The organism is Streptomyces sp. CY-1 (assembly GCF_047218265.1).
GTDB classification, from domain to species: Bacteria; Actinomycetota; Actinomycetes; order Streptomycetales; family Streptomycetaceae; genus Streptomyces; species Streptomyces niphimycinicus.
Genome location: NZ_CP178393.1, coordinates 140,462 through 153,595 on the forward strand (window position 1 = coordinate 140,462; position 13,134 = coordinate 153,595).

Sequence of the window (13,134 nt, forward strand, 5' to 3'; positions counted from 1 at the left end):
GGCTCGTCCTCTGAGCGCTGGGCAGGTCTTGCACCTGCATCTCCCCGCAGGAAGCGGGGCGTCTTTCCTTCGACCACCAACGCGCGGCCGGCTGCCCGGAGTTCGGGTGACCTCAGCAAGATCGACTATAGCGCACGGCACCTGTCGAGGTGGTCACCGGACCCGGGTCCGGGAGGGCGGACCCGGGCCCGGGACGGCACCGCGCTCGTCGGACTACCAGCGCCGCAGCAGCCGGTGCATCGCCTCCGCGGACTCGGTCATGGCGGCCAACGAGCAGGATTCATCGGTGACATGGGCCTGGTCCGGGTCGCCCGGTCCGTACACCACCACCGCCGGATCGCCGAGCCGGCCGGTCAGCACCGAGGCATCCGTGAAGTAGGTCGCGTACTCGGCCGGGCGGGCCGAGGAGCCGGGGGCCAGGATCTCCCGCGCGGTGGCGGCGGCCGACGGGTCGGTGGCGACGCCGGGCAGGTCCAGGAGCACCTCGAGGCCGATGCCGTCGCCGCACAGCCGGGCGATCTCGGCGATCGCCTCGTCCCGTCCGAAGCCGGGAACGGTGCGTACGTCCAGCCGCATCTCGGCGCGGTCCGGCACCAGGTTGGGCTGCTCGCCCGCGTGGAACGTGCCGATGTTGACCGTGGCCGGGCCGTGGGTCGGGCTCACCGGCCAGTCACGGTGCGCGTGGATCCTGTTCGCCGCGGCGGCGAGCGCGGCGATCGCGTTGCGGCCCAGCTCCGGGCGGGAACCGTGCGCGGAGATCCCACGGGCCGTCGCTGCGAGCCACAGCACGCCCTTGTGGCCGAGGACGGTCCGGTTGCCGGTCGGCTCGGCCACGATGAGCAGGTCGGTGGGGGTGAGCGACGCCGCGTCGATCTCCTCGGCCCCATGGCAGCCGGTCTCCTCGCCGAAGGTGAAGACCATCTGTACGGCGGTGTCCCGCGGGCTTTCCCGGGCGGCCCGTAGCGCCGCCTCGACCTGGCAGGCCACGCCCGCTTTCATGTCGCTACTGCCGCGGCCGAGCAGCCGGCCGTCGCGCAGCTCCCCGCTCATCGGGTCGAACGACCAGCCCGACGGGTCGGCGGGCACCGTGTCCAGGTGTCCGGTGAAGGTGACCGGCACCCGTGGTACCGCGGGCCCGAACCGGGCGATGACGTTGGCCCGGCCGGGTATCGGCTCCTCGACCCGGACGTCGAACCCCGCGTCGTCCAGCCGGTCCGCCACCAGTGCGGCGGCCGGTGCCTCCCGGCCGCCCCGGGTGTCGATCCGCACCAGCCGCCGTGCGAGGTCCGTCGCACCGCGCCAGGTGTCCGCGTCGTCCATCGGGGCCCTCCTGGGGTTGTGGTGAGTCGTCGTCATATGCGGTCCGGGGGCGCCTGGGTGGCCCGGGTGCTGTCGCGCACCACCAGGGTCGGTACGAGTGAGATATGGGCGTGCGGGCCGCGCTCGGCGTCCTTGGCCAGGCTCGCCGCGGCCAGCAGCCGTACCGCCTCCGCGGCGATCCGGTCGCGGGGCTGATGGACCGTGGTCAGGGCCGGCTCGGCGAGCCGGGAGAACTCGATGTCGTCGTAGCCGGTCACCTGCACCTGCCGGGGCACCGCGAAACCGTGGGCCCGGCAGGCGCGGGTGGCCCCGAGCGCGATCAGGTCATCGGCGCATACGAGCGCGTCCGGAAGGCCGCCGGCCGCGATCAGCCGGGCCACGGCGGCCTCGCCCCACTCCACGCTGTAGTCCCCGAGCAGCACCTGGTCCGGCTTCACCTCGATGTTCAGCTCCTCGGCGCGCCGCCGGAACCCGGCGAACCGCTGCTCCGTGGAGGAGTGGGTCATCAGCGAGCCGATGAAGGCCGCCGACCGCGCCCCGCCGTCGTGGAGGTGGTCCATGACCTGTCGCATCGCGGCGACGTCGTCGACGCCCACCCAGTCGGTGGTGGTGCCGTCGACGAATCGGTCGAGCTGGACGAGCGGCAGCCGCTCCGCGGTCTGCTGCACGGCGGGCCGGCTGTCGACGCCGTGGCTCGGGCTGACGATGATCCCGTCGACGTTGCGCGCGGCGAGCGAGGCCAGCCGGCGCGCCTCGATCCGCGGGTCGGAGCGCGCGTCGCACAGGAACAGCTCCTTGCCCTCCTTGCCCAGGGCGTGTTCCACGCTCTCCACCAGGGAGGTGAAGAACGGGTTGGTGATGCTGGGCACGACCATCCCCACGGTGTCGGTACGACTGTTGCGCAGTGCCCTGGCGATGACATTGACCTGGTAGCCCAGGTCGTCGGCGGCGCGGCGGACCTTGCGTTCGACCGCGGCCGAGACCTGGCCCCGGCGGGAGAGCACCCGTGACACGGTGGCGGTGGAGACACCGGCCCGCTCGGCGACCTGAGCGATCGTAACCCGTTGCAATCGATTACCTTCCTGCCGGGAAACATGTTGGTCACATGGCTCCAACGGCGACGTGACCTGGCGCGTTGAATCAGCATAGAGCCTTGACACGGCACCTGACCCCTGCCTACGGTCCTCCGCAACTCGACTGTAATCGATTGCATTGAGGTGGCGCGATGACGACATCCGCGAACACAAGCGACCTCGGGGTCTTCCCACCCCGGCCGAACGCGATCAAGGAGCTGTTCGGCACTCCGAAGGTCGTCATCGGCGTGGTGCACCTGCCACCGCTGCCCGGCAGCCCGCATTACGAGGGCACCCCGCTGGACGAGATCTGCGCCTTCGCGGTCGAGGAGGCGCGGGCCTATCTGGAGGGCGGATGCCACGGGCTGATCGTGGAGAACCACTGGGACATCCCGTTCCTCAAGCCGGGCGAACACGGCTATGAGACATCGGCGGCGATGGCCGTGGTGACCGACCGGGTGCGGCACGCCGTGCTGGCGGGGGCCGGCGGCAAGCTGGGCGTCAGCGTGCTGTCCAACGCCGCCGAGTGCGCCATCGCCTCCGCCTGGTCCGGCGGCGGCGGATTCGTCCGGGTCAACCAGTGGGCCAACGCCTATGTCGCCAACGAGGGCATCATCGAGGGCCAGTCGGCACACGCCAGCCGCTACCGCAGCCGGATCGGTGCCGGTCCGGTCAAGGTATTCGCCGATGTGCACGTCAAGCACGGTTCGCATGCCATCGTCGCCGACCGCACACTGGCCGAACAGACCGAGGACGCCGAGTTCTTCGGCGCCGATGTGCTGATCGCCACCGGCTCCCGGACCGGGGACGCCGCCTCGATCGAGGAAGTCGAGGGCATATCCGCCCACACCACCCTGCCGGTGGTGATCGGCTCCGGTATCACCGCGGGCAACATCGGCGGCCTGCTGCCCGCCTGCGACGGGGTGATCGTCGCGTCCTCGGTGAAGGACAACGGCCGCTGGTGGGGCCGGGTCGACCGGGCCAAGGTCCACGAGCTGACCACCGCGGCGGCCAAGGCCGGAGTGGTGCTCCCGTGATCGTCTTCTGCGGGTACGCCAACATCGACCTGACCGTCGGTGTGCCCGCGCTGCCCGCTCCCGGTGACCGAGTGCAGGCGACCGCCATCCGCCACGGCCACGGCGGGATGGCCGCCAACGCCTCGGCGGCCGCGGCCCGGACGGGGGCCGACGCGTGGTTCGCCGGTGTGGTCGGACCGGAGCCGCGGAGCACGGCGTTTCTCGCCGCACTCGCCGCCGACGGGGTCCGCACCGACTGGACCGCCCGCACCGGCACCCTCACCACCGCCGTCGTGCTGCTCACCCCGGACGGCGAACGCGCCGTCATCAGCCAGGACGACGAGCTGGACGCCCGGCACATCACCCGTACCGTACGGGCCGCGCGCGAGGCCGGGGCGGACTGGCTCTACCTCGACGGCTACCGCTTCCCCGAGGCCGCCGCCGCGCTGGCCGAGGCCGCCGCCGACGCCCCGCCCGGAACGCCCGGACCGGGCCTGGTGGTGGACCTCGACGGCTGCGACCGGGCGGAGGCGATGCGCGCCGCGCTGTCCGCGGCCGATCACGCCGTCGTCGGCCGACCGCTGGCCATCGCGCTGCTGGGCGGAGAACCGGCCCTGGCCCGGGCCGCCGCCGACCTGGACGTCCATCTGGTCGTGACCGACGGCTCGCGCGGCTGGACCCTGCTGACCCCGACCGGTGAACGCCACGACGGTGCGGCGATCGAGGTGGACACGGTCGACGCGACCGGGGCCGGAGACTGCTTCACCGGCGCATACTGTGCCGAACTGGACCGGGGCCGGTCCCCGCTGGAGGCGGCGCGCTTCGCCGCCGTCGCCGCCGGCCTGTCCTGTACCCGCCCCGGCGCCCGTGACGGGCTGCCCGACCGGCGAGCCATCGAATCCTGGCTCGCGGCCCACCCCCCGTCCGAAACCCCGGAGCCGACCCGCACCCCGTAGGACAAGGAGAGCAGATGCGCCAGAAAGTGACGGCCGTGGTCGCGCTGGGCCTGCTGCTGACGACCGTCGGCTGCGACACCCAGGCCCGCCGCGAGATGGCGGCCGAGAAGAAGACCACCGAGCAGGGCCCGCCGCCGCCCGCGAAGGTCGCCCGCTCCTGTACCGTCCGCGGCCACGCTCCGAAGATCGGCATCGTGCCCATCAACCTCCAGGCGCTGTTCTTCAACCAGATCAACACCGGCGCCCGGACCGTGGCCCGCAAGGCGGGGGTCAAAACCCAGATCGTCAACGGCAACGACGACTCCGCCACCCAGGCCAACGCCATCGACGACCTGGTGGCCAACCACTACGACGCGATCATCGTGGACGCGGTCGACACCGAGGGCATCAAGCCCGCCATCCGCCGGGCCAAGGCCGCGGGCGTGCCGGTCGTCGCCGTGGACGCCACCATCGACGACCCCGCGGTCTCCGCCCAGGTCGGCGTCGGCAACGCGGAAGGCGGCCGGCGGATCGGCGAGGCCCTGCTGAAAACGGCCGGCAACCGCGGTGGGATCGGCGTCGTCGGCGCGCTCAACAGCACCATCCAGAATGAGCGGCAGAAAGGATTCACCAACACCGTCACCGCCAAGGGCATGAAGATCCAGAACGTGGTCGACGGCCGCAATATCCAGGAGAACGCCCAGACCGCCGCCGAAAACCTGCTCACCCGCGACCCCGGCCTGAAGTACGCCTACGCCACCGGCGAGCCCGCCCTGATCGGCCTGGCCGCCGCCGTGGTCAGCCAGCACCGCACCAAGGACCTCAAGGTCGTCGGATGGGACCTGTCCAGCCAGGCCGTCGACGGGCTGCGGGCCGGCTGGATCACCGGTGTGCTCCAGCAGAACACCTTCCGGTTCGGCTACGAGGCCATGAATTCCGCGATCGACCTGGCCTGCGGCCGCACCACCCGCCGGCAAGTGCCCGTTCCCACCCAACTGGTGACCCCGGACAACGTCAAGAACTACCTCTACTACCTGGAGAAGTGATGGGCGAGAGCGCGCTGGTCTCCCTGCGAGGAATCACCAAATCGTTCGGCGCCGTCCGCTCGCTGCGCGGCGTCGACCTGACCCTGGCCCCGGGCGAGGTACTCGGCCTGGTCGGCGACAACGGCGCCGGGAAGTCGACCCTGATGAAGGTCCTGGCCGGTGCGGTCCAGCACGACGGCGGGCAGATCTCCATCGACGGCCGCGACGTCCGCTTCACCAGTCCCGCCGACGCCCGCCGCGAGCGGGTCGGCATCGTCTACCAGGACCTCGCCCTGTGCGACACACTCGATGTGGCCAGCAATCTGTTCCTCGGCCGTGAACCGCGCAAAGGCCCCTTCATCGACCGCGCCACGATGCACGCCCGCGCCGCGGAAACCCTCTCCGAACTGCACGTCCGGGTGAAATCCACCTACCAGGAGATCGGCGAGCTGTCCGGAGGGCAGCGGCAGGCCGTGGCGATCGCCCGTGCGGTGTCGTTCCGCCCGCGCGTGCTGATCCTGGACGAACCCACCGCCGCGCTCGCCGTCGCCGAGGTCCGGCAGGTGCTGAAGATGATCCGCGACGTCGCCGCCCAGGGCGTCGGCGTCATCCTGATCACCCACCGGCTACAGGACCTGTTCGAGGTCTGCGACCGGATCACCGTGATGTACGAGGGACGCAGCGTCGAGGACGCTCCGATCTACGATCTCGACATCGAACGGCTCGTCGCCATGATCACCCGATCCGGCGCCACGCACGGCGGGCCCGACACCGAGGAGGTGGCCTGATATGAGCGCCGACACCGCGATGCGCACCACCGCCGTACTGGGCCGCCCCCCTGGCCGCTGGCAGCGCGCCAACAAGGCCACCCTGGCCATGCTCGGCGTGGGCGTCGCGCTCTTCCTCGGCTTCGGTATCGCCGCCCCCAACTTCCTGACCTTCACCAACCTGTCCAATCTGGCCACCCAGGTGGCGATCACCCTGATCGTGGCGGTCGCCATGACCTTCGTGATCAGCACCGGCCAGATCGACCTGTCCGTGGGATCGATCCTCGCGTTCACCGCCACCTGTACCGCCGAGATGCTCCAGGCCGGCTGGGACTCCTCCGTGGTGATCATCGTGGCGCTGCTCGCCGGGCTCTTCTGGGGTGCCGTCAACGGATGGCTGTCGGCCTATCAGAAGATCCCCCCGTTCATCGTCACCCTCGCCACCATGTCGGTCGTCCGCGGTCTGGCACAGCTATGGACCAAGGGGTTCTCCGTCCCCATCGACGCCCGGCTCTTCGTCGCCAAGCTCGGCGACGCCTCCTTCCTCGGGCTGTCCGCGCTGGCCTGGATCGCCCTGGCCACGGTCGCCGTCGGAGCGGTCCTGCTGTCGAAGCTGCCGTTCGGCTCCTACGTCAACGGCATCGGTGCCCAGGAGGAGTCGGTACGGCGGGCCGGGGTGAACACCGCCCGGGTCAAGATGATCACCCTGATGATGACCGGGGTGGCCGCCGGTATCGCCGGGCTGCTCACCGCGGCCAGGCTGGGGTCGGGCTCCGCCAACTCCGGACAGGGCTTCGAGCTGACCGTGATCGCCGCGGTCGTGCTCGGTGGCACCAATCTGTTCGGCGGCCGGGGCACCGTACTCGGCACCGTCATCGGGGCCCTCATCACCGGAGTCATCGCCAACGGCCTCAACCTGCTCGGCGTGAGCCCGTTCCTCACCCCCATCGTCACCGGACTGGTGCTGCTGGCCGCGATCTGGATCAACCTGCGCGGCCGGGCGATGGCCGATCTCTTCGCCCATCTGACGGGCCGCTCATGAGCGGCCCCGCCCCCCGCACCGTGACCACGGTGACCGGGCCGGTGCCCAGCACCGGGCTCGGCCTCACCCTCACCCATGAGCATCTGCGCAACGACGTCCGCAAGGCCGTCACCACCCCGGCCGACCCCCGGCTCGGTCATCTGCGCGACGCCCGCACCACACCCGAACTGGCCTGGCTGCTGCGCGAGCAGCCCTACGCCTGCCTCGACCACTGTGTGCTCGACGACACCGAAGGCATGCTGGCCGATCTGCGCGCGTTCGCCGCCGCCGGGGGCGGCACGATCGTCGACGTCACCCCGGGCGGACTGGGCCGCGATCCGGCGGCGCTGCGCGCGTTCTCCGAGGACAGCGGCGTACGTGTGGTCATGGGCAGCGGCTGGTACCTGGAGCCCTACCATCCCCGGCCGCTGTCGCCGGCGGACGAGCGCGACCTCGCCGTCGCATTGCTGGCCGAGTTCACCGAGGGCGCCGACGGCACCGGGATCCGGCCGGGCGTCATCGGCGAGATCGGGGTCTCCCCGCGGTTCACCGAGGGCGAGCACACCGCGCTGCGCGCCGCGGCACGCACCCAGCGGGAGACCGGTGTGCCGCTCTACATCCATCTGCCCGGCTGGCAGCGCCGCGCCCACGAGGTCCTCGACCTGGTGCTGGGAGAGTACGGGGTGACGCCGGCCGCCGTGGTGCTGTGCCATATGGACCCCTCGCACGCCGACCCGGACTATCAGCGGTCGGTGGCCGACCGCGGCGTCTGGCTCGAATTCGACATGATCGGCATGCCGTTCCACTACCCCGGCGAGGGGCAGTCCCCGGCACCCCACGAAACCGCGTACGCGATCGCCGGGCTCATCGCCCGCGGACACGGCGACCGGCTGCTGCTCAGCCACGACGTGTTCCTCAAAACCATGCTCACCGCCTACGGCGGCAACGGCTTCCGCTATGTGCCGGAGCTGTTCCTCTCCCGGCTCGTCGAGCACGGCGTGCCCCGGCGGACCGCCGCGGGCCTGCTGCACACCAACCCGGCCCGGCTGTTCGAGCACGCCGCCGCGTCCTGACGTCCTGACCACCGCCTTGGCGTTTCGCCCCATCCCCGTCACGAAGGAGCACCCTGTGAGCCGCGTCCTGATAGCCGGTGAGAGCTGGATCTCCCAGTCCACACACATCAAGGGGGTCGACTCGTTCACCACCAGTAGCTATGTGACCGGAGTCGAGCCGTTGCGACGGGCGCTGGAGTCCCGCGGGCACGAGGTCACACACCTGCCCGCGCATCTGGTACCCGGACAGTTCCCGGGCGATGCCGAGGCGCTCGCCGGCTACGACGTCGTCATCCTCTCCGACATCGGGGCGAACTCCCTCCAGCTCTCCCCCGAGGTGTTCGAGGGGGGCACGCCGGGGGCCGACCGGATCGACGCGCTGCGCGGATGGGTCGGCGACGGCGGCGGGCTGCTGATGGTCGGTGGCTATCTCTCCTTCACCGGTTTCGAGGGCAAGGCCGCCTACCGCAACACCGCGCTGCACGAGGTGCTGCCGGTCGAGCTGCTGCCCGAGGACGACCGGGTCGAACTCCCCGCGGGCGGCCGTGCGTCGGCCGTCTCCACCGGCCATCCCGCCCTCGGCGGGGTGACCGGCGAATGGCCGCCGCTGCTCGGCTACAACCGCGTGCGGCCGCGTCCGGGCACCGAGGTCCTGGCCACCCTGGGCGGCGACCCCCTGGTGGCGGTGGCCGAATACGGCGCGGGACGGTCGGCGGTCTTCACCTCCGACTGCTCCCCGCACTGGGCGCCCGCGGCGTTCTGCGAACAGTGGGACGGCTACGCCCGGGTCTTCGGCGGCCTCGTCGAATGGCTCTCGCGATGAGCCGGTCCGAGCGGCTCCTGAGGGCCGCCGCCCAGGTCATGGAACGGGCGTTGCGCATGCGCTTCGTCGCCGAGGTCACGGCCGGCACGATCAGTGACGCCGACTACGCCGACTACCTGGAGATCGAGGCCGCGTTCGTGGAGACGGCCACCCGGCTGCACGGACTGGCCGTGTGGAGCGCCCCCGACCGGACGGCGCTGGAGCGCAACGCCCGTGCGGTCCACGCGCTGACCACCACCCAGGCGGACTACTTCCGCGAAGCCCGCGCCGCCTGGCCCGTCCCCGCCCGGCCGGGCGCCGCCCGGCGGGCCGAGGTGCTGTCGCGGTACGCACTCGACGTGGCGCGGGAAGGCGGCTACCCGGCGGTGATGACCATGCTGTTCGCCGCGGAAAGCCTCTACCTCACCTGGTGCACCCGGGCACACGAGCACGGAGCCGTCCCCGAAGGAGCGATGAGCGCCTGGGTGGCGCTCCACGCCGACCAGGCGTTCCGGGACGGGGTACAGGCCCTCGCGGCGGAGGTCGATGCCCTGCCGGACGACATCCCCCAGGAGCGGCTGACCCGCTGGTTCACCGGCATGCTGGAGGCGGAAATCGCGTTCCACGACGCGGTGTTCGGGTGACCGGGGCCCGGTTGGGGCCGCCCTCGCGACCGGGCCGCCGAGCCGGGCGAGACGTACGCATTCGTTCGGTGCGGGGGTAGAACTCCATCGCGGCCGCGCTCGCTCTCGAGCGCGGCCGCGATGCCTTCCGCGTTCCTCGTTCCTCGTTCCGCGCACCGCGGCACGCGGTCCGGTCCGGCTCCGCGTGCGAGTGAATCGGCTGTGCGCCCATGCTGCCCCACGGGCACGCTCGCGGCCGTCGCCGCTTGGCGACGGAGCAGCTCCAGGGCGGCGCGGTGGTCACACGGCAGGCGGCTGCCCGGGGCTGGGCAGCGGGCGGCGAACTCCAGGGATGAGGGCCGGGCTTCCGGGCACGGCTACATGACGAGCAGTCAAGAGAGGCATACCCACACCGCCCGCAGGCCGAGACGATTCGGCTGTTCAGGGGAAGTGGGGAGTCCCGGGGGGGAGCAAGCTCGCGTGCTCGGAGGGTGACCGGCTCACTTCTGGCCGTGTGCGAAGTAGGCGGCCACCTCGGGGTCCACGGGAGGGACGTCGATGGCCCGTCCTCCGTCTCGCAGCGACACGGTGGCCGCGTGGCCGGCGGCCACCGCTTCCCGGGCCGCGACCGGCGAGGTGACGGTCGCCCCGCCCTCCCGCACGAACCGCAGGAACTCCTCGACCAACACCGGGTCGGCGCCGCCATGGGAGCCGGCCGGGGTGTGGACGCGCACTACCAGATCGGCCTCGGCGCGGTAGTCGGAGCGGCGGTTCCAGACCCGGACCTCCGATCCCTCGGTGTCGCCGAAGTTCTCCAGTCGGCCCTCGGTGCCGATGACCGTGTAGTTGCGCCAGTAGTCCGGTGTGTAGTGGCACTGCTGATAGCTGGCGAAGACGCCGTTGTCCAACTGCATCTGCATCATGCTCAGGTCCTCGACATCCACCACCGGGTTGAGGCCGGTCAGGCTGAGCGGCGGCCAGTTCTCCGTCGACAGCCACTCGGTCATCCGCTCCCCACTGCGGTCGCGACGCGAGTCGATGTCGCCATAGACGGTCAGCCCGCCCATGGCGTTCACCCGCCGGGAGTAGCCGTCGGCCAGCCAGTGGATGACATCGAGGTCGTGGGCACCCTTCTGGAGCAGCAATCCGGTGGTGTTGCGCCGGTCGGCGTGCCAGTCCTTGAAGTAGAAGTCCCCGCCATGGCCGACGAAGTGGCGGCACCAGATGGCCTTGACCTCACCGATCGCCCCGCTGACGATCAGCTCGCGGATGGCGACCACGACCGGCATGTGCCGCATGTTGTGGCCGACGTACAAGGGCGTCCGGTGCTTGTGGGCCGCCGCGAGCAGCCGGTCGCAGCCCTCGGTGGTGATCGTCATCGGCTTGTCCAGGAACACCGGCACACCGGCCTCGAGGAAGTCCAGACCGATCTGCTCGTGGGTGTGGTCCGGGGTCAGCACGAACACACCGTCAAGCCCGGTGTCGAGCAGTGCGCGGTGGTCCGGCGTGATCCTCACCCGGGGGCCGAAGCGCTCCTCGGCGAGAGCCAGCAGACGAGGGTCGCGGTCACAGGCGGCCGACACCAGCGACCCCGAGCCGGGCCGATGGGCCAGCGCGACCAAATCGCTGCGGATGCCCAGGCCGATGACGCCGAGCTGTATGTCGTCCAATGCATTTGTCCTTTCAAGGGGGTCTGACGGGCTAGCCCTGGCTGTCGAAGAAGGCGATGGTCTGGATGAACTGCCGTTGCAGCAGCACGAAGGCCACGATCACCGGCACGGTGGCGATCAGCGGCCCGGCAATCAGCACCGAGTAGTCGGTGAAGTGCTCGCTCTGGAGTGGCCAGTCCGGCGGAGAGTGTTGGCGGCAGTCGGGTGGTCTCGGTGAACGGCTTGAGCGCCGTGACGATCTCCCACACCCCGGCCTGCCGGGCCTGGATCCCGCTTGGTGCCCTGCGGCAGGATCTTGCTGTACCAGAGCCCGACGGTGTCGAAATCCTTGGGGATTACGTACTGGGTGCCCTTGTAGCTGTAGTCGCTGTGTCCACTGCCACGCCGAATGCGCATCGGAACATCCCATCTATGGCGCAATGCGCGGAGATATAGACCTGATACATATCTGATCTTGATAGGAGACAAGACGAGAGGAGGCGCCCCAGTCGACGGGGTGGGCATGAGTCTGAAGGTGACGGAACCTTGGCGTCAAGGGTTTGGATGTGCTTCACTGAGCCCAAGCGCAATATATATCGGAAACATGTAGGGTCGGCGGGCGTGAAACGAGCGCTTCTGACGGCCTCAAGAGCGAGCTGAGGGGTAGTCGTTGACCGACTCAGAGAAGATCTCCGCACCCGCGAGCGCGGGGCGGGGGTATCGTCCCGGGTACGAGGTCGCCGCTGAACGCATCCTCGAGTACGTCGTCCAGGCGGGCCTTCAGCCCGGCGCCCGGCTGCCGACCGAGAAGGATCTGGCCGACGAGGTACAGATGAGCCGGACCGTGGTCCGGGAAGCGGTGAAGATCCTCTCCGCCCTGGGGCGGCTGTCCGTGCAGAAGGGCCGCGGGATCTATGTGGCCGAGCCCGAGCAGTCCTCCTGGCAGCAGTCGCTCGCCAACTTCCTGCCCGCGGACCTGCGGCAGGTGGACGAGCTCTTCGAGTTCCGCCGCTACCTGGAGACCACCACCGCCAGCCTGGCCGCACTGCGAGCCGCCCCCGCACAGGTCAAAGCGGTGCGCGATGCCGCACGACAGTCCGCCGAGGCGGCGGAGCAGGGCGACATCGACGCCTTCTCCGCCGCGGACGAGGCATTCCACCTCGGAATCGCCGCCGCCGCCGCCAACATGTTCTTCGCCTCCACTGTCGACGCGGTGCGCCACCTACAGCGCCAAGTCACGACCATCGGACTGGCCGGGGTCGCGGGCGGATCCCTGCAAGTGGCCGCCGGACAGCACGAGGCCATCGCCGAAGCCATTGCCGCCGGAGAGCCCAGCCGCGCCGAGGCCCTGATGGCCGAGCACATCGACATGACCGCCCAACAGTTCCAACGGGAGATCTGGCGCCGTGTCGTTCCTGGCGACGACACCAACACCTGAATTCCAGACCCCCGGACCTGAAGGACAGCCATACGAATAACCGATGCGACCGTCGAACTGGGTCGACCTGCCGACTCAGCCGCCCTTCCGCCGGCGAGCGGGACTGCCGGGCTGCCGGGCTGCCGGGCTCCGAGCCGGCAGCGGTAGGCGGCATCCTATGTGTCCACACAGACGAGGGCCCGGTGGGCGAGGCCCGTACTCCAATCCCGTGCAGCACGAGGCGGCGGTCGGCGCCGACGGCCTGGTGCAGGCTCCGACGGCCCCCGGTATCGGGTTCGACTGGCCGGGCTGGTGACGAGTCCCCCGTCGGCCCCTCGATGGGCCGGCGAGTCCCCCGACCCCCCTCGTACAAGGAGGCGACACCGTGCCACGCCGACCTGCGAGAACGCGTGGACGTCCGACCCCTGCCCCGA

12 protein-coding genes and 1 tRNA gene are annotated in these 13,134 nt (G+C 70.7%); 9 read left to right on the forward strand and 4 right to left on the reverse strand.

Annotated features, from left to right (window positions below; all coding sequences use genetic code 11):
• Nucleotides 1–13: 13 nt before the first annotated feature.
• The 3 genes from ACK1X7_RS00750 to ACK1X7_RS00760 all read right to left on the reverse strand — a co-directional run bounded on the left by ACK1X7_RS00750 (nucleotide 14) and on the right by ACK1X7_RS00760 (nucleotide 2,390).
• Nucleotides 14–83, reverse strand: a tRNA-Gly gene (locus ACK1X7_RS00750).
• A gap of 130 nt (nucleotides 84–213) precedes the next feature.
• The gene (locus ACK1X7_RS00755) at nucleotides 214–1,320 is read right to left on the reverse strand and encodes a M20 family metallopeptidase (protein WP_385153673.1); all 1,107 of its coding nucleotides are present in this window, start codon (nucleotides 1,318–1,320) and stop codon (nucleotides 214–216) included.
• 32 nt (nucleotides 1,321–1,352) lie between these two features.
• Entirely contained in the window at nucleotides 1,353–2,390 is a 1,038-nt protein-coding gene (locus ACK1X7_RS00760; RefSeq protein WP_390795790.1) for a LacI family DNA-binding transcriptional regulator, read from the reverse strand.
• Between the two features lie 155 nt (nucleotides 2,391–2,545).
• Here ACK1X7_RS00760 and ACK1X7_RS00765 point away from each other — a divergent pair, with 155 nt between their 5' ends.
• From ACK1X7_RS00765 to ACK1X7_RS00800, 8 genes are read left to right on the forward strand one after another with little or no spacing between them, the layout of a single operon-like run.
• The gene (locus tag ACK1X7_RS00765) at nucleotides 2,546–3,430 is read left to right on the forward strand and encodes a BtpA/SgcQ family protein (RefSeq protein ID WP_390795789.1); all 885 of its coding nucleotides are present in this window, start codon (nucleotides 2,546–2,548) and stop codon (nucleotides 3,428–3,430) included.
• A complete protein-coding gene (locus ACK1X7_RS00770; RefSeq protein WP_390795788.1) occupies nucleotides 3,427–4,365 on the forward strand; it encodes a carbohydrate kinase family protein in 939 nt (312 codons plus the stop codon). The genes ACK1X7_RS00765 and ACK1X7_RS00770 overlap by 4 nt, the downstream gene beginning before the upstream one ends.
• Nucleotides 4,366–4,379: 14 nt before the next feature.
• Nucleotides 4,380–5,390, forward strand: coding sequence for a substrate-binding domain-containing protein (locus ACK1X7_RS00775; RefSeq protein ID WP_385158492.1), 1,011 nt, complete (start codon nucleotides 4,380–4,382; stop codon nucleotides 5,388–5,390).
• Nucleotides 5,390–6,157 carry an ATP-binding cassette domain-containing protein gene (locus ACK1X7_RS00780; protein ID WP_413114501.1) on the forward strand — a complete coding sequence of 256 codons (768 nt, stop codon included), beginning with the start codon at nucleotides 5,390–5,392 and terminating at the stop codon, nucleotides 6,155–6,157. Before ACK1X7_RS00775 ends, ACK1X7_RS00780 begins: the two co-directional genes overlap by 1 nt.
• 1 nt (nucleotide 6,158) lies before the next feature.
• Nucleotides 6,159–7,178, forward strand: a complete 1,020-nt coding sequence (locus ACK1X7_RS00785) for an ABC transporter permease (protein WP_216339975.1) — start codon at nucleotides 6,159–6,161, stop codon at nucleotides 7,176–7,178.
• Entirely contained in the window at nucleotides 7,175–8,230 is a 1,056-nt protein-coding gene (locus ACK1X7_RS00790) for a phosphotriesterase family protein (RefSeq protein WP_385155378.1), read from the forward strand. Before ACK1X7_RS00785 ends, ACK1X7_RS00790 begins: the two co-directional genes overlap by 4 nt.
• Nucleotides 8,231–8,285: 55 nt before the next feature.
• On the forward strand, nucleotides 8,286–9,032 hold the full coding sequence (locus tag ACK1X7_RS00795; RefSeq protein WP_385155375.1) for a glutamine amidotransferase: 747 nt from the start codon (nucleotides 8,286–8,288) through the stop codon (nucleotides 9,030–9,032).
• Nucleotides 9,029–9,655: a TenA family protein gene (locus tag ACK1X7_RS00800; RefSeq protein WP_385155372.1), complete on the forward strand. Its 627-nt coding sequence runs from the start codon at nucleotides 9,029–9,031 to the stop codon at nucleotides 9,653–9,655. Before ACK1X7_RS00795 ends, ACK1X7_RS00800 begins: the two co-directional genes overlap by 4 nt.
• Nucleotides 9,656–10,134: 479 nt before the next feature.
• Here ACK1X7_RS00800 and ACK1X7_RS00805 read toward each other — a convergent pair whose 3' ends face one another.
• Nucleotides 10,135–11,304 carry a Gfo/Idh/MocA family protein gene (locus tag ACK1X7_RS00805; protein ID WP_413114502.1) on the reverse strand — a complete coding sequence of 390 codons (1,170 nt, stop codon included), beginning with the start codon at nucleotides 11,302–11,304 and terminating at the stop codon, nucleotides 10,135–10,137.
• 649 nt (nucleotides 11,305–11,953) lie between these two features.
• Here ACK1X7_RS00805 and ACK1X7_RS00810 point away from each other — a divergent pair.
• The gene (locus tag ACK1X7_RS00810; protein WP_385155366.1) at nucleotides 11,954–12,721 is read left to right on the forward strand and encodes a FadR/GntR family transcriptional regulator; all 768 of its coding nucleotides are present in this window, start codon (nucleotides 11,954–11,956) and stop codon (nucleotides 12,719–12,721) included.
• The last annotated feature ends 413 nt before the right edge of the window (nucleotides 12,722–13,134 follow it).